Source organism: Actinoplanes sp. NPDC051388, from assembly GCF_055586225.1.
The window spans coordinates 714,406-735,778 of the sequence record NZ_JBVJIP010000001.1; the positions used below are offsets into that span (position 1 = coordinate 714,406).

22 protein-coding genes are annotated in these 21,373 nt (G+C 72.3%); 11 read left to right on the plus strand and 11 right to left on the minus strand.

What is annotated here, in order from left to right; all coding sequences use genetic code 11:
• Positions 1 to 38: 38 nt before the first annotated feature.
• The 3 genes from ACZ6TI_RS03420 to bioB are packed head-to-tail and all read right to left on the minus strand — an operon-like array spanning position 39 to position 1,722.
• Positions 39 to 551, minus strand: coding sequence for a GNAT family N-acetyltransferase (locus ACZ6TI_RS03420; RefSeq protein WP_465343366.1), 513 nt, complete (start codon positions 549 to 551; stop codon positions 39 to 41).
• Positions 551 to 730 carry a biotin synthase auxiliary protein BsaP gene (gene bsaP, locus ACZ6TI_RS03425; RefSeq protein ID WP_465343367.1) on the minus strand — a complete coding sequence of 60 codons (180 nt, stop codon included), beginning with the start codon at positions 728 to 730 and terminating at the stop codon, positions 551 to 553. Before bsaP ends, ACZ6TI_RS03420 begins: the two co-directional genes overlap by 1 nt.
• Positions 727 to 1,722, minus strand: a complete 996-nt coding sequence (gene bioB, locus ACZ6TI_RS03430) for a biotin synthase BioB (RefSeq protein ID WP_465343368.1) — start codon at positions 1,720 to 1,722, stop codon at positions 727 to 729. Before bioB ends, bsaP begins: the two co-directional genes overlap by 4 nt.
• A gap of 87 nt (positions 1,723 to 1,809) precedes the next feature.
• Here bioB and ACZ6TI_RS03435 point away from each other — a divergent pair, with 87 nt between their 5' ends.
• The 3 genes from ACZ6TI_RS03435 to ACZ6TI_RS03445 all read left to right on the plus strand — a co-directional run bounded on the left by ACZ6TI_RS03435 (position 1,810) and on the right by ACZ6TI_RS03445 (position 4,579).
• Positions 1,810 to 2,946 (plus strand): 8-amino-7-oxononanoate synthase, encoded by a 1,137-nt coding sequence (locus tag ACZ6TI_RS03435; protein ID WP_465343369.1) that lies wholly within the window; start codon positions 1,810 to 1,812, stop codon positions 2,944 to 2,946.
• 332 nt (positions 2,947 to 3,278) lie between these two features.
• Positions 3,279 to 3,983 carry a dethiobiotin synthase gene (gene bioD / locus ACZ6TI_RS03440; RefSeq protein ID WP_465343537.1) on the plus strand — a complete coding sequence of 235 codons (705 nt, stop codon included), beginning with the start codon at positions 3,279 to 3,281 and terminating at the stop codon, positions 3,981 to 3,983.
• A gap of 149 nt (positions 3,984 to 4,132) precedes the next feature.
• A complete protein-coding gene (locus ACZ6TI_RS03445) occupies positions 4,133 to 4,579 on the plus strand; it encodes a hypothetical protein (RefSeq protein WP_465343370.1) in 447 nt (148 codons plus the stop codon).
• Positions 4,580 to 4,630: 51 nt separating this feature from the next.
• On the opposite strand, the gene ACZ6TI_RS03450 is transcribed toward ACZ6TI_RS03445, so the two are convergent.
• Positions 4,631 to 5,266 carry an NAD(P)-dependent oxidoreductase gene (locus ACZ6TI_RS03450; protein ID WP_465343371.1) on the minus strand — a complete coding sequence of 212 codons (636 nt, stop codon included), beginning with the start codon at positions 5,264 to 5,266 and terminating at the stop codon, positions 4,631 to 4,633.
• 91 nt (positions 5,267 to 5,357) lie between these two features.
• On the opposite strand from ACZ6TI_RS03450, the gene ACZ6TI_RS03455 reads away from it, so the two are divergent.
• Together ACZ6TI_RS03455 and ACZ6TI_RS03460 are read left to right on the plus strand one after the other, a co-directional pair.
• Positions 5,358 to 5,948 carry a TetR/AcrR family transcriptional regulator gene (locus ACZ6TI_RS03455; protein ID WP_465343372.1) on the plus strand — a complete coding sequence of 197 codons (591 nt, stop codon included), beginning with the start codon at positions 5,358 to 5,360 and terminating at the stop codon, positions 5,946 to 5,948.
• A complete protein-coding gene (locus ACZ6TI_RS03460; protein WP_465343373.1) occupies positions 5,945 to 7,045 on the plus strand; it encodes an amidohydrolase in 1,101 nt (366 codons plus the stop codon). Before ACZ6TI_RS03455 ends, ACZ6TI_RS03460 begins: the two co-directional genes overlap by 4 nt.
• Here ACZ6TI_RS03460 and ACZ6TI_RS03465 read toward each other — a convergent pair.
• The gene (locus ACZ6TI_RS03465; RefSeq protein WP_465343374.1) at positions 7,042 to 7,848 is read right to left on the minus strand and encodes a TrmH family RNA methyltransferase; all 807 of its coding nucleotides are present in this window, start codon (positions 7,846 to 7,848) and stop codon (positions 7,042 to 7,044) included. The two genes, ACZ6TI_RS03460 and ACZ6TI_RS03465, sit on opposite strands and share 4 nt — an antisense overlap.
• 68 nt (positions 7,849 to 7,916) lie before the next feature.
• Between ACZ6TI_RS03465 and ACZ6TI_RS03470 the strand changes: the two genes are divergently transcribed.
• Both ACZ6TI_RS03470 and ACZ6TI_RS03475 read left to right on the plus strand, forming a co-directional pair.
• Positions 7,917 to 8,660, plus strand: a complete 744-nt coding sequence (locus ACZ6TI_RS03470) for an ROK family protein (protein WP_465343538.1) — start codon at positions 7,917 to 7,919, stop codon at positions 8,658 to 8,660.
• Positions 8,660 to 9,376 carry an HAD family hydrolase gene (locus tag ACZ6TI_RS03475; protein WP_465343375.1) on the plus strand — a complete coding sequence of 239 codons (717 nt, stop codon included), beginning with the start codon at positions 8,660 to 8,662 and terminating at the stop codon, positions 9,374 to 9,376. Before ACZ6TI_RS03470 ends, ACZ6TI_RS03475 begins: the two co-directional genes overlap by 1 nt.
• Here ACZ6TI_RS03475 and ACZ6TI_RS03480 read toward each other — a convergent pair.
• Both ACZ6TI_RS03480 and ACZ6TI_RS03485 read right to left on the minus strand, forming a co-directional pair.
• Positions 9,363 to 9,986, minus strand: a complete 624-nt coding sequence (locus ACZ6TI_RS03480; RefSeq protein ID WP_465343376.1) for a maleylpyruvate isomerase N-terminal domain-containing protein — start codon at positions 9,984 to 9,986, stop codon at positions 9,363 to 9,365. The two genes, ACZ6TI_RS03475 and ACZ6TI_RS03480, sit on opposite strands and share 14 nt — an antisense overlap.
• 10 nt (positions 9,987 to 9,996) lie before the next feature.
• Positions 9,997 to 10,623 (minus strand): class I SAM-dependent methyltransferase, encoded by a 627-nt coding sequence (locus tag ACZ6TI_RS03485; RefSeq protein WP_465343377.1) that lies wholly within the window; start codon positions 10,621 to 10,623, stop codon positions 9,997 to 9,999.
• A 77-nt stretch (positions 10,624 to 10,700) separates the two neighbouring features.
• Between ACZ6TI_RS03485 and ACZ6TI_RS03490 the strand changes: the two genes are divergently transcribed.
• Positions 10,701 to 13,775: an EAL domain-containing protein gene (locus ACZ6TI_RS03490; protein ID WP_465343378.1), complete on the plus strand. Its 3,075-nt coding sequence runs from the start codon at positions 10,701 to 10,703 to the stop codon at positions 13,773 to 13,775.
• Here ACZ6TI_RS03490 and ACZ6TI_RS03495 read toward each other — a convergent pair.
• Positions 13,772 to 14,836, minus strand: a complete 1,065-nt coding sequence (locus ACZ6TI_RS03495) for an NAD-dependent epimerase/dehydratase family protein (protein ID WP_465343379.1) — start codon at positions 14,834 to 14,836, stop codon at positions 13,772 to 13,774. The two genes, ACZ6TI_RS03490 and ACZ6TI_RS03495, sit on opposite strands and share 4 nt — an antisense overlap.
• Positions 14,837 to 14,896: 60 nt before the next feature.
• Here ACZ6TI_RS03495 and ACZ6TI_RS03500 point away from each other — a divergent pair, with 60 nt between their 5' ends.
• The 3 genes from ACZ6TI_RS03500 to ACZ6TI_RS03510 are packed head-to-tail and all read left to right on the plus strand — an operon-like array spanning position 14,897 to position 18,386.
• A complete protein-coding gene (locus ACZ6TI_RS03500) occupies positions 14,897 to 15,352 on the plus strand; it encodes a (2Fe-2S)-binding protein (RefSeq protein WP_465343380.1) in 456 nt (151 codons plus the stop codon).
• The gene (locus ACZ6TI_RS03505) at positions 15,349 to 16,323 is read left to right on the plus strand and encodes an FAD binding domain-containing protein (protein ID WP_465343381.1); all 975 of its coding nucleotides are present in this window, start codon (positions 15,349 to 15,351) and stop codon (positions 16,321 to 16,323) included. The genes ACZ6TI_RS03500 and ACZ6TI_RS03505 overlap by 4 nt, the downstream gene beginning before the upstream one ends.
• Entirely contained in the window at positions 16,320 to 18,386 is a 2,067-nt protein-coding gene (locus tag ACZ6TI_RS03510; RefSeq protein ID WP_465343382.1) for a xanthine dehydrogenase family protein molybdopterin-binding subunit, read from the plus strand. Before ACZ6TI_RS03505 ends, ACZ6TI_RS03510 begins: the two co-directional genes overlap by 4 nt.
• Here the strand turns inward: ACZ6TI_RS03510 and ACZ6TI_RS03515 are convergent.
• The 3 genes from ACZ6TI_RS03515 to ACZ6TI_RS03525 form a co-directional block, all read right to left on the minus strand.
• Positions 18,372 to 19,109, minus strand: a complete 738-nt coding sequence (locus ACZ6TI_RS03515; protein ID WP_465343383.1) for an SDR family NAD(P)-dependent oxidoreductase — start codon at positions 19,107 to 19,109, stop codon at positions 18,372 to 18,374. The two genes, ACZ6TI_RS03510 and ACZ6TI_RS03515, sit on opposite strands and share 15 nt — an antisense overlap.
• A 71-nt stretch (positions 19,110 to 19,180) precedes the next feature.
• Positions 19,181 to 19,525: a histone-like nucleoid-structuring protein Lsr2 gene (locus ACZ6TI_RS03520; RefSeq protein ID WP_465343384.1), complete on the minus strand. Its 345-nt coding sequence runs from the start codon at positions 19,523 to 19,525 to the stop codon at positions 19,181 to 19,183.
• A gap of 138 nt (positions 19,526 to 19,663) precedes the next feature.
• The gene (locus ACZ6TI_RS03525) at positions 19,664 to 21,370 is read right to left on the minus strand and encodes an FAD-dependent oxidoreductase (protein ID WP_465343385.1); all 1,707 of its coding nucleotides are present in this window, start codon (positions 21,368 to 21,370) and stop codon (positions 19,664 to 19,666) included.
• Positions 21,371 to 21,373: the final 3 nt, after the last annotated feature.

A 21,373-nucleotide genomic window follows, 5' to 3' on the forward strand; every position in this document is an offset into this window, starting at 1 on the left:
GGGCTCACCACGGTCGACGGCGTCGGCAGACCCGGGCGTCAGCGGATGAGCTCGGCCGCGAGCAGGTCCATCAGCAGGCCGTCGTGCCAGCCGTCGTCGCCGCGCTCATATTGGCGCATGATGCCGACCGGCCGGAAGCCCACCTTCTCGTAACAGCGGATCGCCGCGACGTTGTCCGCCGCCGGGTCGATCACCAGGCGATGGAAGTGCTCGTCGTCGACCAGGTGGACGGCCAGGGTGCGGACCGCGTCGGTGCCGACGCCCCGGCCGTGCACCGCCGGGTCGACGAAGACGTCGATGCTCGCGTGCCGATATTCCGGGTCTTCCTCGGCCGCCCACTGGATGCCGCCGGCCACCCGGCCGTCGACCTCGATGACGTAGTAGACCAGGCTGTCGTCCGCGATCGCCTCGCGCGTGTCCGCGGCCACGTCCGCACCCCGCCAGCGGGCATGGACCTCGGGCGTCGAGCGGATCCGCACCAGCTCGGCGACGTCCGCCTCCTCGGCGATCCGCAACGTCACGGACCTGCCGCGCAGCCTGGTCCAGACCATCAGGACGCCCGCACGCCGTGCTCGACGCAGGTCGCCGTCCAGCCGGTGGGGACCACCTGCACCTTCATCCGGCGGCGGCACTGCGGGCAGAACCGCGGCGGTTCGAGCCGCCGGGCCGCCGCGCAGGCGCTGTGGTCACGGGCGGCGAGCGGGTCGCCGCACCGGTCGCAGAAGCTCACAGCGTGGCCGACAGCGCCTTGACCGGCATCTTCAGCTCCGCCAGCAGGTCGAGGTCGGCGGTCGCCGGGCGGCCCAGCGTGGTCAGGTAGTTGCCGACGATCACGGCGTTGACGCCGCCCAGCAGGCCGTCCCGGGTGCCCAGGTCGCCGAGGGTGATTTCGCGGCCGCCCGCGTACCGCAGAATGGTTTTCGGCATGGCCAGGCGGAACGCCGCGATCGCGCGCAGCGCGTCCTTCCCCTCGACCACCGGGCGGTCACCCAGCGGCGTGCCCGGCCGCGGGTTGAGGAAGTTGAGCGGGACCTCGTGCGGGCTCAGCTCGGCCAGCTGCGCGGCGAACTCGGCGCGCTGCTCGATCGACTCGCCCAGGCCGAGGATGCCGCCGCAGCAGACCTCCATGCCCGACTCGCGCACCATCTTCAGCGTGCTCCAGCGCTCCTCCCACGAATGGGTGGTCACCACGTTCGTGAAGTAGGAGCGGCAGGTCTCGAGATTGTGGTTGTAGCGATGCACGCCCATCTCGACCAGATCGTCGACCTGCTCCTGGGTGAGCATGCCGAGGCTGGCCGCCACCTGGATGTCGACCGCCTCCTTGATGGCCTTGACGCCCTCCCGCATCTGGTCCATCAGGCGCTGGTCGGGCCCGCGCACGGCGGCCACGATGCAGAACTCGGTGGCGCCCGTCGCGGCGGTCTGCCGGGCCGCCTCGACCAGCGCCGGGATGTCCAGCCAGACGGCCCGCACCGGCGACGTGAACAGGCCGGACTGCGAGCAGAAGTGGCAGTCCTCGGGGCAGCCGCCGGTCTTCAGCGAGACGATGCCCTCGACCTCGACCTCGGGGCCGCACCACCGCATGCGCACCTCGTGCGCCAGCTGCAGCAGCGCCGGCAGATCCTCGTCGGGCAATCGCAACACCCGCAGGATCGACTCCTCATCGAGCCCGGCGCCGTCGGCAAGAACCTGGGCCCGCGCCCGGTCGAGGATCTCTGGCATGTTCGTACCCTACACAGCGCCCGGGCCGCGAAAACCTGGGTGATAGTTTGCCGATCTAGCACTTTCCCGGGTGAATGTGAGGCTTCCTTGGCGGGCTGGTTGGCGGCGCTTGAGCGCCTGGCCCGCGCCCGGGCCAAGGCCGGACTCACCCGCGCTCTGCGACCGCGCCCGGCCGACGACGGGGTCGTCGATCTGGCCGGCAACGACTACCTCGGCCTCGCCGTCCACCCCGAGGTCATCGCCGCTTCCGCCGAGGCCCTTTCCCGGTACGGGCTGGGAGCCACCGGTTCCCGGCTGGTGCGTGGCTCCACCGACGCGCACACCGAACTGGAGGGCGAACTCGCCTCCTGGCTGGGCGCCGAGCAGGCGCTGCTGTTCTCGTCGGGCTATCTGGCGAACATCGGCGCCGTCCGGGCCCTCGCGCCGGCCGGCACGCTGGTGGTGAGCGACGCCTACAACCACGCCTCGCTGATCGACGGCTGCAAGATGTCCGGGGCCGAGGTAGTGGTCGCGCCGCACGCCGACCCGGACGCGGTGGCGGCGCTGCTCGACGGCGCGCCCGGCCGCGACGCGGTGGTGGTGACCGAGTCGGTGTTCTCGGTGGACGGTGACCTGGCGCCGCTCGCCGAGCTGCACGCGGTCACGTCGGCCCGCGGCGCGGTGCTGCTGGTGGACGACGCGCACGCGGTCGGGGTGCTGGGGCCGCAGGGCGCGGGCGGGGTGGCCGCGGCCGGGCTGGCCGGGAAGCTCGACGTGGTGGTGACCGCGACGCTGTCCAAGTCGCTCGGCGGGGCGGGCGGGGTGGTGGTGGGTCCGGCGGTGTTCATCCGGCACCTGATCGACACCGGTCGCACGTTCATCTATGACACGGCCGCGCCGCCCGCGGTGGTCGCCGGGGTGCGCGCCGCGCTGGGGGTGGCCCGGGTTGCCGAGGATCGCCGGGCGCTGCTCGTCGCGCGCGGCGCCGCGGCCGTGAGCCGCCTGCGGGGCGCGGGGTTCGCGGTCACCCGGCCGAGCGCCGGGGTGCTGTCGGTGCCGGCGCCCGGGCCGGAGGCGGCGGTCGCGTGGGCCGCGGATTGCCGGGACCGGGGCATCGCCGTCGGATGTTTTCGCCCACCATCCACACCGGACGGTTCCAGTCGTCTTCGCATCACCCTGAACGCCGGCGTGTCCGACACGGATTTCGCCCGAGCCCTCGACGTGATCGTGGAGTGCGCACCGTGACCTCTTCCCCTTCTTTTTCAGCTCTCCCGCCGGCGGAGGTCGGTGCGCTGGTTGCGTCCGTGCCGGATGTGCCCGCGCCGTCGATTCCGCCCGCTCCCTCAGCTCCGCCCGCGCCGCGACCGGATGGCCCGGCGGAACCGAATCCCGACATCCCCGTGTCGCCCGGGCCGATCGGGCCCGCGCCGGATCTGCCGGACGGTCCCGCCGAGAGCTCACCGGCCCTGGGCGAACAGCTCAGTGATGAGATCGAGGCCGAACTGGCGGCTCAGGCACCGGAGCCGGTCGCCGAGCCCGCACCCCGGCCGGCCGAATCCGGTGAGTGGCGCGGCGTCGTGCTCGTCACCGGCACCGACACCGATGTCGGCAAAACCATCGTCACCGCGGCGATCGCGGCCGCGGCGGAGGCGGCCGGGCTGCGGGTCGCGGTGATCAAGCCCGGCCAGACCGGTACGGCCCAGGGCGCCCCCACCGACATCGACCTGGTCAACCACCTGGCCGCCCCGCACACCGCGAAAACCCTGGCCAGCTATCCCGAGCCGCTCGCCCCGCTGGCCGCCGCACGGTTCGCGGAGATGCCGCCGCTGGAACTCTACGAAGTGGTGGACGCGATCCGGGCCGAGGCGGCCAAACACGATCTGGTGCTGGTCGAGGGCGCCGGCGGCCTGCTGGTGCCGATGGGCGTGCGCCCGTCCGGCGAACCGTGGAACCTGGCCGACCTGGCCACCACGCTGGGTGTGAGCACAGTGGTGGTCGCCCGCGCCGGACTCGGCACGCTCAACCACACCGCACTCACACTCGAGGCACTGAACCGCCGCGGCGTCCCGGCCGGCGTGGTGCTCGGCGCGTGGCCGGCCGAGCCGGAACTGGTCCACTGGGCCAACCTCAGCGAACTGGTGCCCCATATGGTCGGCGCCCTCCCGGACGGCGCCGGCGCGATGGAACCGGGCGTGTTCCGTCGCTCGGCGCCGGGTTGGCTGACCCCGGCGCTCTACGGAGTGCTGGACGACTGGCGAGTCTGGGCCGAAGAGGTCCGCTGACAAAGCCGCAAGGGGTTGCTCCGGGCTCTTCGTCAGGGCTAGCCTGACGACGTCAGGGTAAGCCTGACAAGGCGCAGGCCCAAGTCCCAAAAACCAAGTCCAAGCGCGTCCGGAATCCCATGAGACGTGAGCGCCGCAGGAGGGCCAGCATGACCAGTCCGGCCGAGTCGCCCGCCTACGCGACCATCCTCGCCGGGATCGCCCTGCGTGAGCAGGGGCGCTCAGCCGAAGCGAAGGCCCTCATGGAGCCCCTGGTCGCCGACGTGGACAGCGGACCGGACGCCTTCGCCAAGGTCTTCCTCGCGCACTCGCTGGCCGACGTGCAGGAGAACCCCGAGGACGAGCTCGCCTGGGACCTCCGGGCGCTCGCCTTCATGGCTGATCTCACCGACCAGCGCGCCCTCGAGCGGGGCAACCCCGGTGGCCGGGCCGCCCTGCTGCCGTCCCTGCATCTGAACCTCGCGGTGGACTACCGGCGCCTCGGTGACGACGCCAACGCGCGTCGGCACTTCGAGCTGGGTCGGGCGCACCTGCACGCGCTGTCGGACGATGACTACGGCGACGGCATTCGGGCCGCGTTCGCTGAGGGCATCTGACGAAAGGTCTGCGGGCATGACGAGGGAAGGTCTGAGGGCATTTGAAAGGGGTCAGTAGGCGAGGCTCACCGCTCGCCGGGTGGTGCCTGGGTCGGCGGCCACCCTCAGCAGGAAGTCGGCCAGGTCGGCTCGGCTGATGCTGTTGCCCCAGCGCACGTTTGCCGGGGTCGCGGTGCGGTAGGAGGCTCGGCGCCGGCCGTTGGTCAGGCGGGGCGGGCGGGCGATCGTCCACTCCAGATCGGTGGACTCGAGCAGGGTCTCGGCGCGGATCGCGTCGGCGTACGCGTGGCGGAACACCCGCTGCAGCGGCGGCTTGACCAGAAAGCGGATCAGCAGCGGGTCTCCCGTGGTGTGCATGCCGCTGTTGCTCACCAGCACGACGCGGGTGACGTTCTCGGCCCACATCGCCTCGATCAGCGCCTGCAGGGCGGGTGTGACGATCGGCGAAGCGTCGGCGGCGCCTCTCGGGCCCAGCGCCGTGATCACCGCGTCGCGGCCGCGGATCGCGGGGCGCAGGTCGTCCGCCTTCAGCACGTCGGCGGTCACCACGCTCAGGTCGCCGGGCGGGAGGGGCGGCAGCTTGGCCGGGTCGCGGACCACGGCGGTGACCCGGTGCCCGGCGGTCAGAGCCTGGGCGACCACCTGGCTGCCGGTGCCGCCGGAGGCGCCGATGACCGTGAGATCCATGGGATGTCTCCTCGACGAGAGAGTGGTGAGTGAGCACTTACTAACCACTATCTTGCGTAGAGTCTCGAAGAGCAAGAGCTTGAGGAGACGAATGAGCAGCCGGGACCGGATTCTGGACGCCGCCGCCCACGTGATGGGCACGATCGGGCTCGCGCGCTCCACGACGAAGGAGATCGCCCGGGAGGCCGGCTACTCCGAGGCAATGCTCTACAAGTCTTTCCGTACCAAAGAAGAGATTTTTCTGGCGGTGCTCAAGGAACGCGTGCCGGGGCTCAATCCGCTGCTCGCCGAGCTGCCCGAGCGCGTCGGCCGGGGCGAGGTGATGGACACCGTCGGCGAGCTGGTGCGGGTCGCGCTGACGTTCTATCGGCGCACGTTCCCGATCGCGGCGTCGTTGTTCGCCGAGCCGCAGCTGCTCGCCGCGCATCGTGGCTTCCTGGCGGCGGCCGACAGCGGACCGCAGAAGGTCTCGCAGGCGGTGGCCGCCTATCTGGCGGCGGAGCAGAATGCCGGCCGGGTGCCGCAAACCGCGGATCCGGCCGCGATCGCGCAGCTGCTGCTGGGCGGGTGCCTCAATTACGCGTTCCTCGGCAACTTCACCGACCAGCTGCCCTGGGCCACCGACGAGGAGTGCGCGGTGGCGCTGGTGAGCGCCATCGGACCGCTGCTGCAGCCGGCATGAGCGACGACCGGACGAGGCGCTGGCGCCGCGATCTGCACCTGATCCCCGAGACCGGCATGCGCGAGCACGAGACGAGCCGCTATCTGGCGGCGGCCCTGCGCGAGATGGGTCTGGACGTCACCGAGGGAGTCGGCGGCACCGGAATCGTCGCCACCCTGAGCAACGACCAAGGCAAGGCGATCGCGCTGCGAGCGGACATGGACGCGCTCGCGCTGCCCGGCGGGGTGACGCACGCCTGCGGGCACGACGGGCACATGGCGATGGTGCTCGGCGCCGGCCGGGTGCTGGCCGCGGAGGGCGGGTTCGCCGGGACCGTGCACCTGGTCTTCCAACCGGCCGAGGAGCACGGGCTGGGCGCCAAGGCGATGATCGCCGACGGGCTGTTCGAGCGGTTCCCGGTGGACGCCGTCTTCGGCCTGCACAACCTGCCGGGGCTGCCCGCCGGCCGGATCGGCACCCGGGTCGGCGCCATCATGGCCAGTGAGGACGACTTCGAGATCCGGATCCTCGGCCGTGGCGGGCACGCGGCCCGGCCGCAGATGGTGGTCGACCCGATCGTGGTCGCCGCGGAGATCGTGCTGGCGTTGCAGACCATCGTGGCGCGCAACCTCGACCCGGCCGACGCCGCCGTGGTGTCCTGCACGGATATCACCACCGACGGCGCCCGCAACGCCATCCCGACCGCGGTCGTGCTGCGCGGCGACACCCGCAGCTTCGATCCGGAGGTGCGGGCGCTGCTCGAACGCCGGATCCGCGAGATCGCCGCCGGCGTCTGCGCCGCCCACGGCGCGACGTGCGAGGTCGACTACACCCACGAGTTCGAGCCGACCGTGAACACCCCGGACGCCGTCGCGCTCGCGGTTGCCGCCGCCCGGCTGACCGCGGCCGACGTCGACCCGGACACCGCCCTGCTCACCGGCAGCGAGGACTTCGGCGCGTTCCTGCAGGAGGTGCCGGGCTGCTTCGCCTTCCTCGGCGTCGGCGACACCGCGCCGCTGCACAGCCCGGCGTACGACTTCAACGACGACGTCCTGCAGACCGGCGTGGACTACTACGTGAACCTGGTCCGCCTCGCCCTGCCCGGGCCCGGAACCTAGCTGCCGAGGGCGCGCTGGCGAGCCGCTTCGTAGAGGACGACCGTCGCCGCGGCGGCCGCGTTCAGCGAGCTGGCCGCCCCGGTGATCGGGATGCGCACCATCGCGTCGGCCGCGGCCCGCCACCCCGCCGACAGCCCGTGCGTCTCGTTGCCGATCAGCAGGACCCGGGGGCCGGTGAGGTCGAAGGAGGCCACGTCGTCGGCGCCGTGCTCGTCGGTGCCCACGATCTGCACCGGCAGATCCCGGTCGCGCAGCCAGGACACCCAGTCGAGCACCTCACGATGCGAGTCCGCCCGCACCACCGGCAACGCGAAGAGCGACCCGGTGCTGGCCCGCACCGCCCGCGGGTCGTACGGATCCGCCGCGTGCCCGGTCACGACCACGCCCGAGGCGCCGAACGCGTCGGCCGACCGGATCAGCGTGCCGATGTTGCCCGGGGTGGACGGCCGGTCGAAGACCACGGTGAGCATCCGCGGCCCGGCGGTGATCCGGTCCAGCTCGTCCGGCGGCATGCCGACCACCGCGATCAGCTCGGCCTCGTCCTTCTCGGCCAGTTCCGCCACCAGTTCGGCGGCCATCGCCACCGGCGTCGCCCCGCTGCGATCGAGCATCTCCCGGGCCCAGTCGGAGAGCGCCTGCCGATCCGGATAGATCAGCGTCTCCACCGCCCAGCCGTGCTCCACCGCCAGCGTGATCGGGCGCACACCCTGCACCAGGAAACGCCCGGAGTGATGCCGCTTGGTGCGATTGCCGAGCAACGCCTGCCACTGCTGGAAGTTCGCGTTACGGGAAGTGATTTTCATCGGCGCCGAGACTACTCGCGGGGTTCAGCGACGTAGGCGACACTGTTCGCGTGGCATTCACCCTGACGATGGATTGCGGTGGCGGCGGCATCAAGGGCTCGGTGCTCGACGACGCCGGCACGATGCGGGCCCAGCCACTGCGCGTGCCCACCCCGTACCCGTTGCATCCTGATCTTTTTGTGAAGACCCTGGTCGGGCTCGGTGGGCGGCTGCCCCAGGCGGATCGCGTCACGGTCGGCATGCCGGGCATGCTGCGGCACGGCGTGGTGGTGGCGACGCCGCATTACGTGACCCGCAGCGGGCCGCGGACGAAGGTCGATCCCGAGCTGGTCGACGCGTGGCACGGGTTCGACGCCCGGACCGCGCTGGCCGAGGCGTTCGGGCTGCCCACGCTGGTGCTCAACGACGCCGAGGTGCACGGCGCCGGGGTGGTCGCGGGCACCGGGTGCGAGCTGATGCTGACGCTGGGCACCGGGCTGGGCTGCGCGCTCTTCGACGGCGGCCAGCTCGCGCCGCACATGGAGATGTCGCAGGCCCCGGTGCGGTGGGGGATGAGCTACGACACCTACATCGGCGAGCACGAGCGGCGGCGGCTGGGCGACGCGCTCTGGTCGCGCCGGGTCCGCAACGTGGTCGAGGGGCTGCGGCCGGTCTACCTGTGGGACCGGGTCTATCTGGGTGGCGGCAACTCGCGCCTGATCACGCCCACCCAGCTGGCCCGGATGGGCGACGACGTGGTGGTGGTGCCCAACACGGCGGGCATCGTCGGCGGCGTCCGGGCCTGGAGCCTGGGCATGAACCCGCAGCGCTGATGCCGTCGGCGCTGCTGCTCGACTTCGGCGGCGTGCTGGCGGACGCGCCGCCGCAGCGCACCGCGCCGCCCGAGCTGGTGTTGCGGATCTTCAACCTGGCCGGGGTCACGCTCACGCCGGGCGCGATCCAGCGTTCGCTCACCGAGGGTGCCGCGGCCTATGCCCGCTGGCGCGACGAGGACCACCCCGACGAGCTGCCGCAGGCCGAGGTCTGGGAACGGTTCGTGCTGGGTGGGTGGCCGAGGTCCGCGCAGATCGCGGTACGCGGCGCGATCGGCCGCCTCAGCTATGACTGGGCCCGGCGCGACGCCTGGGCGCTGCGCCCGGGCATCGCCGAGATGCTGGCCGAAGCCGCCCTGCCGCTGGCCGTGGTGAGCAACACCCTGTGCGGCGCCGCTCACCGTGACTTCCTGCGGAAGGCGGGCGTCGACTCTCGTTTCGCGGTGCAGATCTACAGCGACGAGGCCGGCGTCCGCAAGCCGAACCCACAGATGATCTGGGCCGCCACCGACGCGCTGGGCGTGCCGCCGCAGGAGTGCTGGTTCGTCGGCGACAGCCGCCGCCGCGACATCCTCTGCGCGCGCCGGGCCGAGGTGGAGCTGGCGATCCTGATGCCGTCGGCGCGCACCGGCGTCGAGGACGAGGGCGACTGGCCGGACCCGGATGTGACCGTCGAGGACGGCTTCGGCCTGCTCGACCTGCTCAGAACGCGCTGATCGTCACCGGGGCGCGCTCGTCGCGGGCCAGTGCCCGGAGCAGCGCGGGCGTTCCGTGCCGGCGGCGGGCGAACCCGGCCAGCAGATTCACCACCAGGTCGGCGGCCTCGTCGTCGAACTCCGGCGTCGGCACGTCCAGGCTGACCGCCAGATCGTCGGCGTGCACCAGCAGCTCGACCAGACGCGTCACCAAGCACTCCCGCAACGGCAGCACCAGGCCCGCGCGCATCGGCATCGGCCGGTCCTCGGGCAGTCCGGGCAGCGTCGCGGTGAGCCGGGCGACCGCCGCGTCATAGCGCCGCACCAGGTCGTCCGGGCCGGTCCCGGCGTCGGCCGAGCCGCGATCCACGATCTGCTGGTTGTCCTCGGGGGTGAGCGTGGACAGCATGGTCATGTACCGCGCCGCGTCCACGATCGTGGCGTCCGGCGGCAGCTCGGCGGCCAGGTAGCCCTCGGTCGTGAAGACCGCCCGGCCGAGGTGCCCGGCGAGCGGCCCGACCCGGAACTCGGGCAGCGCCGCGCTGGCCTCGTCCCACCGCCGCGCCAGCTCGGGGGAGCGCAGCAGGCCGCCGACGGTGCCGGCGGCGGACAGGAACGCGTCGATCACCATGCCCAGCAGCCTAGGCGGGGACCTCCCACACCGTCGTCCGCCTTGTCGTCACGCTCTCCAGGGCCTCGACCACCGGCACGTCATAGGCCGCCCGCTCGACCAGACCCGGCGGCAGGTAGGCGCGGCCCGGGTCGCCGAGCAGCACCAGCGAGCCCCGGCCGGCCGAGCGCCGCAGGAACGGCAGCATCCGGGCGGCCATCGCGCGGCTGTAGCAGACGTCGCCGGCCAGCACCACGTCGTACGGCTCGTCGGTGTCCAGCAGATCGCCCTCGACGATCTCCAGTGTGACCCCGTTGGCCTCGGCGTTCGCGCGGGTCGCGGCCAGCGACAGCGGGTCGATGTCGTTCGCGGTGACGGCCGCCGCCCCGGCCCGCGCCGCCGCGATCGCCACCAGGCCCGAGCCGGTCGCCAGGTCGAGCACCCGCCGGCCGGCCGCGACCGGGTGGTCCAGCACGTAGCGGGCGAGGGCCTGACCGCCGGCCCACGCGAAGGCCCAGAACGGCGGCGGCTGCTCCGTGCGGCCCTCCTCGGTGCGCTCCCACAGCCCGATCGGCTCGTCCGCCTGGTGCAACACCAGCTCCGGGACGAACGGGACGGGCGCGAGCATCGTGTGGGATCGGACGAAGTCGGCAGCCATCGGGACAGTTTCGCTCAGTTGCGCCCCGGGTGAACCGATCAGGGTGCCGAGTCGGAACGCACCCGAGGAGGAGCAGGATGCCGGCACGATTGGCAGCCGCCCTGTTCGGCGCGTGGATGGTGGTGCTCGCCGCCGCGTTCCTGCTCGAGCCTTCCCTGCAGACCCCGATCCGGCTGATCGCCGCCGGGTCCGCGGTGGCGGCCATCGCGATCGGCGTACGCCGCCGCAAGCCCGCCCGCACCGCCCCGTGGCGACTCCTGCAACTCGGCGTCGGCCTGTCCGGGGTCGGCGGGGCCGCGTTCGGCGCACCGGCCTGGCTGGTGCGCCCGGTGCCGTGGGTGCACGAGGCCGGCGAGTGGCTGCTGATCCTGGTGTACCCGCTGTTCGCCCTGGTCTTCCTGGTGTTCGTGCGCATCCGCGCCGGTGGCGCCCGGGACCGGGGCGGCGTGCTGGACGCGCTCACCGTCACCGCCGGGGCGGCTCTGCTCGCCTGGGCGTACGCCATCGCGCCGCTGATCGGCCAGACCGACCTGAGCTCGCCGGAGAGCTGGATCCCGATCGCCTTTCCGATCGGCGACCTGCTCTGCCTGGCCATGCTGACCCGGCTGCTGACCACCGCCGGCCACCGCCTGGTCGCCGCCGGGCTGCTCGGCGCGGGCATCGTCGCGATGCTCGTCGCGGACATCGGCTACGACCTGGTGATGCCGGCCGGCGAGGTGAGCTTCCTGGCCGCCTTCGGCCGGATCCCGCTCTATGCCGCGGCCGGGCTGGCCGCGCTGCACCCGTCGATGATCGAGCTGACCAGGCCCGCCGAGGTGAACTCCGGCGACCTGGGCCGCTCCCGCCTGCTGCTGCTCGCGCTGGCCTCGCTGGTCGCGCCGACCGTGCTGATCGTCGAGGTGGCCCGGCACGGCGAGGTGCCCAACCTGGCCGTGGTCGGCGCCCTCAGCGCCCTCACGTTCCTGCTGGTGCTGGCCCGGATGGCCGGCATCGTGAAGAGCCACCGGCTGGCCGTGGCCCGCGAGCGTGGCCTGCGCGAAGCCTCCGCTGCACTGGTGTCCGCGGCCGACTCCGACGAGGTCGGCGCCGCGGTCCGCAAGGCGGTGGCCCAGCTGCTGCCCGCCGACGTGCCGCACGGCGTGGTGCTGGCGATGGCGATCGCCGAGCCGGAACACCCGCTCAGCCCCCAGGCCGTGGCCCAGGCGGCGCACGACCGCGCGGCCGGCGCCGCGGCCCGGATGATGTCCACCCGCGACGTCGACTGGGCGGTCGCGGTGCGGCTCACCCAGTTCAACACCGTGCTGCGCTGCCCGCTGGTGCTGCAGGACCGGCCCACCGGCGACCCGCTGGTCGGCGTGCTGCACGTCGGCGGGCCGCACTGGGCGCTGGCCGGCCTGACCCAGGCGATCGAGGTGCTGGCCACGCAGGTGGCGCTGGCGATGGAGCGGATCGAGCTGAGCGAGGAGGTCACCCGGCGTAACAGCGAGACCTACTTCCGCACGCTGGTGCAGAACACCTCGGACGTGATCCTGATCGTCGACGAGGAGGACCGGGTCCGCTACGCCAGCCCGTCGGCGGGCAAGGTGCTCGGCGCCGACCCGGTGGGCGTGGACGTGTACGACGTGATCCACCCGGTGGACCGCCATCGCCTGGCCGGACTGGTGTCCGCGATCCGGGCCGGGCACGGCGCTCCCGAGCAGGGCCAGGACTTCCGGGCGATGGACCGGCGACGCACCGAGGTGACGCTCGAGCTGCACTGCCGTGACCTGCGCGCGGATCAGTCGGTGGCCGGCCTGGTCATCACCATGCGGGACGTGACCGAGCGCCGCCGCCTCGAGCGCGAGCTCACCCACCAGGCGTTCCACGACGCGCTGACCGGGCTGGCCAACCGGGTGCTGTTCGCCGACCGGCTGGAACACGCGCTGGCCCGCGGCGCCCGCGACGGCTCGGTGGTCGGCGTGCTGTTCATCGACCTGGACGACTTCAAGATGGTCAACGACACGCTCGGGCACGCGGTCGGCGACCAGCTGCTGATGGCGGTGGCGGACCGGATCGCCGGGGCCCTGCGGTCCGACGACACCGCGGCCCGGCTGGGCGGCGACGAGTTCGCCGCGCTGGTGGAGAACGTGCAGGACCCCGGCGCGGTGGAGGAGACCGCGAACCGGATCCTGGCCGCGCTGGCCGAGCCGATCGACGTGGACGGGCAGGCGCTGCAGGCGGTGGCCAGCATCGGCATCACCACCACGCCGGAGGCGCACACCGCCAAGGAGCTGCTGCGGCAGGCCGACCTGGCGCTCTACGTGGCCAAGGGGGCCGGCAAGAACCAGTGGCGGCGCTACCAGTCGCACCTGCACGGCGCGATGGTCGAGCGGCTGGAACTGCGCTCGGCGCTGGACCACGCGGTCAACGAGGGCCATTTCCTGCTGCAGTACCAGCCGATCGTGGAGTTGGCCACCGGCGACACGGCCGGCTTCGAGGCGCTGGTCCGCTGGCACCACCCGCAGCGCGGGGTGATCGCGCCGGACCAGTTCATCGAGGTGGCCGAGGAGAGCGGCCTGATCGTGCCGATGGGCCGCTGGGTGCTCGACCAGGCGCTGCACACGGTCGCGCAGTGGCGCCGGGTGCTGCCGCGCTCCCGCAGCCCGTACGTGAGCGTGAACGTCAGCGTCCGCCAGTTCCGCCAGACCGGCTTCGTCGACCAGGTGCGGCACTCGCTGGACTATGCCGGGGTGCCCGCCCAGGCGCTGATGCTGGAGATCACCGAGACCCTGCTGATGGGCGACGAGGAGCAGATCTGGGCCGACCTGGCGGTGCTGCAGGAGATGGGCGTCCGGATCGCGATCGACGACTTCGGCACCGGCTACTCGTCACTGAGCTACCTGCGCCAGCGCCCGATCGACGTGCTGAAGATCGACAAGACCTTCATCGACGGCATCGGCCACGACCAGCAGCAGGTCACGCTGGTCAGCGGCATCATCGGCCTGGCGCACTCGCTGAACCTGACGGTGATCGCCGAGGGTATCGAGAGCGATCAGCACCGCCGGGTGCTCGAGGAGCTGGGCTGCCCGCTGGGCCAGGGCTATCTCTTCTCCAGCCCGGTCAGCGCCACCGCGGCACTGACCTGGATGACCCCCGAACCCGTTCTCGCCTAATAGGGGTTTCCGGAACCCGGCAGGCGGCCGCGGGCCAGTCCGCCCAGCCGGCCGGGCAGGCTGGGGTCGCCCGAGAGCGGCGGGGTGTCCGCGGATGCCCGCTCGGCCATCCCGGCGATCAGCTCGCGCAGCGTTGCCACCGCGTCGTGCCGTGCCCGCCAGCCGAGTTCGCGGATGATCCGGCCGCAGTTCATCAGCGGCGCCCGCAGGCCCAGATGCACCCAGCCGGCGTCGACCGGCTGCAGCCGCAACCACCAGGACAGCGCCGCCGCGCCGGTCAAAACCTTTCCGGGTACGCGTACCCGCACCCCGTGGAACAGCTCGGCCGCGAGCTCCGGGTCGAGCACCGGCTCGGCCGCCACGTTGAACGCGCCCCGCGCATCCGACCGCAGCGCGCGAGCGTAGGCGTCCGCCACGTCGTCCGCGTGCACCGCCTGCATGCGCAGCCCCGGGTGGTCCGGGATGACCGGGATCCGCTGGAACCGCAGCAGGCTCGCGGGCAGCAGCGGCCCGGCGAAGTACCGGCCGATCTCGGTGCCGCTCTGCCGCTGGAAGATCAGCCCGGGTCGCAGCCGCACCACCCGCAGCATGGGATGGTCGGCCTCCACCCGGTTCAGCAGCCGCTCGACCAGCGCCTTGTGCCGGCTGTAGGACGACTGCGGCACCCCGGTCGCGGGCCACTGCTCGGTGACGTAGGCGCGCTTGGGTCCGGGCGCGTAGACCCCGACCGAGGAGGCGAAGACCAGCGCGCCGGCCCCGGCCGCGACCGCCGCCCGGGCCACGTTGCGGCTGCCCAGCACGTTGGTGCGATAGAGCAACCGCTGGTCGTGCGAGGGCTGGATCTGCCACGCCAGGTGCACCACCGCGTCGGCGCCGCGGAAGACGCCGGTGAGCCGCTCGGCCGCGTCCGCCTCGCCGACGTCGACCGAGTGCCACTCGATGTCGTCCGACGCCGGAAGGCGGCGCGAAACGCCCGCGATCTCGACATCGGACTCCCGGCGCAGACGGCGCAGCAGGGCGGTTCCGGCGTTTCCCGACGCTCCGACGATCACCACTCGCATGCGTGTCGGCTACCCCGGCACGGGCGGTTGAACCGGAATGTCGCGGGTAGGAACCGCGACATGAATCTCGTCGTCAACGGCGTCGAGCATGCGCTCGACCTCGATCCGCGCACCACCGTGCTGGACGCGCTGCGCGAGCATCTGCAGCTCACCGGCGCCAAGAAGGGCTGCGACCACGGCCAGTGCGGCGCCTGCACGGTGCTGCTGGACGGCCGCCGGGTGAACAGCTGCCTGCTGCTCGCGATCGCGCATCAGGACGCGGAGATCACCACGATCGAGGGCATCGGCACGGCGGCGGAGCCGCATCCGATGCAGCGCAGCTTCATCGAGCACGACGGCTTCCAGTGCGGCTACTGCACGCCGGGTCAGATCTGCTCGGCGATCGGCATGCTCGACGAGGCCGCCGACGAGGGGTGCGAGCTGGACGACGCCGAGATCCGGGAGCGGATGAGCGGCAACATCTGCCGGTGCGGCGCATACGCCAACATGATCCCGGCGATTCGGGCGGCCCGATGAAGACCTTCGAATATCAGGCCGCGACCACCGTCCCCGAGGCGCTGGCCCACCCGGGCGCGACGTTCCTGGCCGGCGGCACCAACCTGGTCGACCTGATGAAGCTGGGCGTCGCCACGCCGGACCTGCTGGTCGACATCTCCCGGCTGCCGCTGCGGGACGTCGAGGAGCGGCCCGGCCTGCTGCGGATCGGCGCCGGTGTGCGCAACAGCAACCTCGCCGTGCATCCGGTGGTCCGGCGCGACTTCCCGGTGCTGAGCCAGGCGCTGCTGGCCGGCGCCTCCGGTCAGCTGCGCAACATGGCGACCACCGGCGGGAACCTGTTGCAGCGCACCCGCTGCCGCTACTTCACCGACATCACCAAGCCGTGCAACAAGCGTTCGCCGGGCAGCGGTTGCCCGGCCCGCACCGGCGACCATCGCAACCTCGCGATCCTGGGCGCCTCCGAGCACTGCGTCGCCACGCATCCGTCGGACCTGGCGGTGGCCCTGGTGGCCCTGGACGCGATGGTGCACGTGAGCGGCCCGGACGGCGACCGCACCCTCGCGGTCGAGGAGCTGCATCGGCTGCCCGGCGACCGGCCCGAGGCGGACACCGTGCTGCGGGCGGGGGAGTTGATCACCTCGGTGGACGTGCCGGAGTTGTCGTTCGGGCGGGTCTCGGCGTACCGGAAGGCGCGGGACCGGGCGTCCTATGCCTTCGCCGCCGGGTCGGTGGCCGCGGCGCTCGACCTCGACGGCGACACCGTGCGCGACGTCCGGCTGGCCTTCGGCGCGGTGGCGCACAAGCCGTGGCGGGCCCGCCTGGCCGAGGAGACGCTGCGCGGCCACCGGGCCACCCGGGAGTCCTTCCTGGCCGCCGCCGACGCCGAGCTGGCCGCGGCGGAACCCTTGCGGGACAACGGGTTCAAGGTGCCGCTGCTGCGCAACCTGGTGGCGGCCACGCTGACCAAGCTGACCGGAGGGGCGGCATGACCACGACCACGGAACGGGCGGTCGGCGCGCCGCTCGCCCGCATCGAGGGCCCGGAGAAGGTGGCCGGCACCGCGCTCTATGCCGCCGAATATCCGGTGTCCGACGTCGCCTACGCCTGGGTGGTGCAGTCGCCGGTCGCCCGCGGCACGCTGAACGCGGTCGTGGTCGATCCGACCACCGAGGACCGGGACGTGCTCGCGGTGCTCTGGCACGGCAACGCACCACGCCTGCGGCCGGGCGACGACCCCGAGCTGCAGGTGCTGCAGTCGGACCGGATCAGCTATCGCGGCCAGGCGCTCGCCGTCGTGGTGGCCCGCACCCTGGAAGCCGCCCGGCGCGCCGCCCAGGTGATCGACCTGGACATCGCCGAGGAGCCGCACGACTCGCTGCTCACCGCCGACCACCAGGATCTCTACACACCAGAGAAGGTCAACCCGCAGTTCCCGGCGGAGACCGCCGAGGGCGACGTCGAGGCCGCGCTGAGCAGCGCCGACGCCACCGTGGACGTGGTCTACGAGACCCCGGCGCTGCACAACAATCCGATGGAACCGCACGCCACCATCGCCGTGTGGGAGGGCGACGACCTGGTGCTGTACGACTCCAGCCAGGGCGCGTCGGTGGTCGCCAAGACGATCGCGCCGCTCTTCGGGCTCGAGCCCGGGCAGCTGCACGTGATCGCCGAGCACGTCGGCGGCGGCTTCGGCTCGAAGGGCACGCCGAAGCCCAACGTGGTGCTGGCCGCGCTCGCCGCCAAGGTGGCCGGCCGCCCGGTGAAACTGGCGCTGCCCCGGCAGGCGATGTTCAGCATGGTCGGCTACCGCACCCCGACGATCCAGCGGATCCGGCTCGGGGCCCGGGCGGACGGCACCCTGACCGCGCTCGACCATCAGGCGATCGAGCAGAGCTCACGGCTGTTCGAGTTCGCCGAGCAGACCACGGTGTGCAGCCGGCACATGTACGCCGCCCCGAACCGGCACACCGGCCACCGGCTGGTGCGGCTCGACGTGCCGACGCCCAGGTGGATGCGCGCGCCCGGCGAGGCCCCCGGCATGCTCGGCCTGGAGTGCGCGATGGACGAGCTGGCCGTCGAGCTGGGCCTGGACCCGATCGAGCTGCGGCTGCGCAACGAGCCGTCCGCCGAGCCGGAGAGTGGCACCCCGTTCACCAGCCGGCACTATGCGGACTGCCTGCGGCTCGGCGCTTCCCGGTTCGGCTGGGAGGGGCGGGATCCGCGGCCCCGGCAGCGGCGCGAAGGGGACTGGTGGATCGGGACGGGAGTGGCGGGCGCGATCTATCCGGCGATGGTGCAGGCGTCCGCGGCCCGCGCCCGGCGGCTCGGGGACGGGCGGGTCGAGGTGTCCATCGCGGCCACCGACATCGGCACCGGCGCCCGCACGATCCTGACCCAGATCGCCGCCGACGCGCTGGACCTGCCGGTGCCCCTCGTGCGGCTGCGGATCGGCGACAGCACGCTGCCGCAGGGCTCGGTGGCCGGTGGTTCGTCCGGCAGTTCGTCCTGGGGCTGGGCGGTGACCGGCGCCTGCCGCCGGCTGCGCGAGTCCGGCGGCGACGAGGCCACCTACGACACCACCGAGGACGTGCAGAAACTGCAGAAGGACGGGAAACACGCGTTCGGCGCGCACTTCGCCGAGGTGCGCGTGGACGCCGACACCGGCGAGGTCCGGGTCTCCCGGCTGTTCGGCATGTACGCGGCCGGCCGCATCGTCAACCCGCGCACCGCCCGCAGCCAGTTCATCGGCGGCATGACGATGGGCATGGGGATGGCCCTGCACGAGGAGGGCGTGCTCGACCCGGCGACCGGCGACTGGGTCAACCACGACCTCGCCGAATACCACGTGCCCGCGCACGCCGACGTGGAGTGGATCGACGCGGACTGGATCGACGAGCAGGACGACCAGCTCAACCCGATGGGCACCAAGGGCATCGGGGAGATCGGCATCGTCGGCTCGCCGGCCGCGATCGTGAACGCGGTCTGGCACGCCACCGGCATCCGCGTCCGCGACCTCCCCGTCCGCCTGGACAAGCTGCTACCCAATCTTTGAAGCAGCTTTCCCGCGGTAGATGCGGTCGGTGAGCATCGGCAGCGCGTTGGAGAGCAGCACCGCGGGGCGGTATTTGAACGGGACGATGATGCGCCGGCGCGGGCGGCGCAGCGCCTTCTCGACCGCGGCGGCCACGATCTCCGGGCCGGGCAGGTTGCCGCGCCGGCTGTTGAACGGAGTGGCGATGTAGCCCGGCTCGACCAGGGTCACCGTGACCCCGGTGCCGCCCAGCTCGCGCCGAACCGAATCGGTCATGCCGCGCAACCCGAACTTGGTCGCCGAGTAGGCGCCGCCGATGCCCACCTCGCCGGCCACCGACCCGATGTTGACGATCGTGCCGGACCCCTGCTCGGTCATGATCGGCACGACCGCGCGCATCAGCCGGATCGGGGCGCGCAGGTTCACCTCGATCATCTGATCCACCGCGGCGTCGTCGGTGAGCACCGAGGCCCCGCCACCCACCCCGGCATTGTTGACCAGCGCGTCGATCCGGCCGGTTACCGACCTCGCTTTTTCGATCAGTGTCGAGATCGCCTCGGGATCGCGCACATCGGTCGGCACGATCAACGCGGCGCCGCCATTCGCTTCGATACGGGTGGCCACCGCGGCCAATTCCGCACTGCGCCGGGCGGCCAGCACCACGGTCATTCCCGGACGCCCGAGTCGGAGCGCGATCGCCTCTCCGATGCCGCTCGACGCCCCGGTCACGATGACGACCGTCATGGTTGCCCTTCCGTCACGAAAAGAAAACGACGCCGCCGTTGCCCGGCGGCGTCGTTTCGGGTCGAACCAATCTAGCGCTTCGCGTGGTATGCCTCGACGATGGAGCTCGGGATGCGGCCGCGCTCCGAGACCTCGTAACCGTTCTTGCCCGCCCACTCGCGAATCGCCTGGTTCTGGTCGCGGCTGGCGCGCCCGGTGCTGGCGGTGGCGCGGCGGGCGACGCGGGCGTCGGCGCCGCTGCGGCCGACGCGGGTCGCCACACCCAGGTAGGGGTCGAGCGCCTTGCGCAGCTTTCCGGCGTTCTTTTCGGACAGGTCGATGGAGTAGTTGACCCCGTCCAGTCCGAACTCGACGGTGCGGTCCGCCTCGCCGCCGTCGAGGTCATCGGTGAGAAGGGTGATTACCTGCTTGGCCATGTGGTGGCTGCTCCTGTAACGGCGAATTAAGTCACTGCTATGCACACGCGGCGTCCGGAACCGCGAAAATGACTGTCGCCATTCATTCTGTCTCGCAATGCTTGTCAGTGCAAATTGCGGCAACCGCATGTCGCATTTCTAACGACCGCTGTCCGGGCCTTGACCAAGGCCCGTGCGGCCCGATACGGGAGCGCTCCCAATGTCGATTCGGAGAGCGGCCGGAGCGTGTGCCGGCACGGCCGGGGACCGGGGCGGGACGGCCGCCGTGACGCGGTATTCCGCGCCGGCCGGCGGGCGCGGATCGGGCTCACCCCGGTTCGGCCACAGCGCCGCCGCGCGCTCGGCCAGCGCGGTGATCGTCAGCGACGGGTTCACGCCGAGGTTGGCCGGCACCGCCGAGCCGTCCACCACGTGCAGTCCCGGATATCCGAACACCCGGTGGAAGGCGTCCACCACGCCGGTCGCCGGTGAGTCGCCGATGGTCGCGCCGCCGAGAATGTGCGCGGTCATCGGAATGTCGAACACGTCGCCGACCGTGCCGCCCGGGAAGCCGCCGATCCGGTCCGCGATGCGGCGCACCGCCTCGTGCCCGGCCGGGATCCAGGTCGGGTTCGCCGGCCCGTGACCGGGTCCGGTGGTCAGGCGGCCGCGGCGGGTCCTGCGTACCGTCAGGGAATTGTCCAGCGACTGCATGACCAGCGCGATGATGGTCCGCTCGCTCCACCTCCGGGTGGAGAGCGAGCGCGCGAAGAGCGCGGGATGGCGCAGCGCCCGGCCGAGAAAGCGGATCGGGCGCGGCACGCGGCCGCCGCCGTCGACCAGCAGCGTGGAGAGCAGGCCCATCGCGTTGCTGCCCGGCCCGTATCGCACCGGCTCGATGTGGGTGTCGGCGTCCGGATGGAACGACGAGGTGATCGCCACCCCGCGCGAAAAAGGCTCTTCCGGTACGCGCATCGCCTGCGCACCCAGCAGCGCCTCGGAATTGGTGCGAGTGAGCGCGCCCAGCCGATCCGACAGTGCGGGCAGCACGCCGGTGTCCTTCATCGCGTGCAGCAGGCGCTGCGTGCCCAGCGCCCCGGCGGCCAGCACCACATCGTCCGCGGTGAAGCCGGCGCCCTTGGTCTCGACCAGCCAGCCGCCGTCCGCCCGCGGTCGCAGGCCGGTGACGGTGGTGTCCGGGTGGATCACCGCGCCGGCCCGCTCGGCCAGGTGCAGATAGTTGAGGTCGAGCCGGTTCTTCGCGCCGAACCGGCAGCCGATCATGCAGTCGCCGCACTCCAGGCAGCCGGTGCGGTCCGGCCCGGCGCCGCCGAAATAGGGGTCCGGCACGGTCTTGCCCGGCTCGCCGAAGAACACCCCCACCGGCGTACGCCGGAACGTGCCGCCCACCCCCATGTCCTTCGCCACCTGCTCGATGACGACGTCGGACGGGGTCATCGACGGCTGCACGGTGACGCCGAGCATCCGGGTCGCCAGCTCGTAGTAGGGCTCCAGCTCGCGGGCCCAGTCGGTGATGCCGGACCACCGTGGATCGGCGAAGAACGCGGCCGGCGGCTGATAGAGCGTGTTCGCATAGACCAGCGAACCGCCGCCCACCCCGGCCGCGGACAGCACCACGATGTCCTTGAGCAGCGTGATGCGCTGAATCCCGCGCAGGCCCAGCCGGGGCGCCCAGAGGAAGTTCCGCAGATCCCACGAGGTCTTCGGCAGCGTCTCCGGGGTGAACCGGCGGCCGGCCTCGAGCACGCCGACCCGGTAGCCCTTTTCGGCCAGGCGCAGCGCGGTCACGCTCCCGCCGAACCCACTGCCCACGACCACCACGTCGTAGTGCGTCAAGCCTGCCATTCA

Bases quoted from the DNA above. Each gene is read 5' to 3' on its own strand.
- ACZ6TI_RS03420 (WP_465343366.1), bottom strand. From the start codon at position 551: ATGGTCTGGACCAGGCTGCGCGGCAGGTCCGTGACGTTGCGGATCGCC.
- bioB (WP_465343368.1), bottom strand. From the start codon at position 1,722: ATGCCAGAGATCCTCGACCGGGCGCGGGCCCAGGTTCTTGCCGACGGC.
- ACZ6TI_RS03445 (WP_465343370.1), top strand. From the start codon at position 4,133: ATGACCAGTCCGGCCGAGTCGCCCGCCTACGCGACCATCCTCGCCGGG.
- ACZ6TI_RS03450 (WP_465343371.1), bottom strand. From the start codon at position 5,266: ATGGATCTCACGGTCATCGGCGCCTCCGGCGGCACCGGCAGCCAGGTG.
- ACZ6TI_RS03455 (WP_465343372.1), top strand. From the start codon at position 5,358: ATGAGCAGCCGGGACCGGATTCTGGACGCCGCCGCCCACGTGATGGGC.
- ACZ6TI_RS03460 (WP_465343373.1), top strand. From the start codon at position 5,945: ATGAGCGACGACCGGACGAGGCGCTGGCGCCGCGATCTGCACCTGATC.
- ACZ6TI_RS03465 (WP_465343374.1), bottom strand. From the start codon at position 7,848: ATGAAAATCACTTCCCGTAACGCGAACTTCCAGCAGTGGCAGGCGTTG.
- ACZ6TI_RS03470 (WP_465343538.1), top strand. From the start codon at position 7,917: ATGGATTGCGGTGGCGGCGGCATCAAGGGCTCGGTGCTCGACGACGCC.
- ACZ6TI_RS03475 (WP_465343375.1), top strand. From the start codon at position 8,660: ATGCCGTCGGCGCTGCTGCTCGACTTCGGCGGCGTGCTGGCGGACGCG.
- ACZ6TI_RS03480 (WP_465343376.1), bottom strand. From the start codon at position 9,986: ATGGTGATCGACGCGTTCCTGTCCGCCGCCGGCACCGTCGGCGGCCTG.
- ACZ6TI_RS03485 (WP_465343377.1), bottom strand. From the start codon at position 10,623: ATGGCTGCCGACTTCGTCCGATCCCACACGATGCTCGCGCCCGTCCCG.
- ACZ6TI_RS03490 (WP_465343378.1), top strand. From the start codon at position 10,701: ATGCCGGCACGATTGGCAGCCGCCCTGTTCGGCGCGTGGATGGTGGTG.
- ACZ6TI_RS03495 (WP_465343379.1), bottom strand. From the start codon at position 14,836: ATGCGAGTGGTGATCGTCGGAGCGTCGGGAAACGCCGGAACCGCCCTG.
- ACZ6TI_RS03500 (WP_465343380.1), top strand. From the start codon at position 14,897: ATGAATCTCGTCGTCAACGGCGTCGAGCATGCGCTCGACCTCGATCCG.
- ACZ6TI_RS03505 (WP_465343381.1), top strand. From the start codon at position 15,349: ATGAAGACCTTCGAATATCAGGCCGCGACCACCGTCCCCGAGGCGCTG.
- ACZ6TI_RS03510 (WP_465343382.1), top strand. From the start codon at position 16,320: ATGACCACGACCACGGAACGGGCGGTCGGCGCGCCGCTCGCCCGCATC.
- ACZ6TI_RS03515 (WP_465343383.1), bottom strand. From the start codon at position 19,109: ATGACGGTCGTCATCGTGACCGGGGCGTCGAGCGGCATCGGAGAGGCG.
- ACZ6TI_RS03520 (WP_465343384.1), bottom strand. From the start codon at position 19,525: ATGGCCAAGCAGGTAATCACCCTTCTCACCGATGACCTCGACGGCGGC.
- ACZ6TI_RS03525 (WP_465343385.1), bottom strand. From the start codon at position 21,370: ATGGCAGGCTTGACGCACTACGACGTGGTGGTCGTGGGCAGTGGGTTC.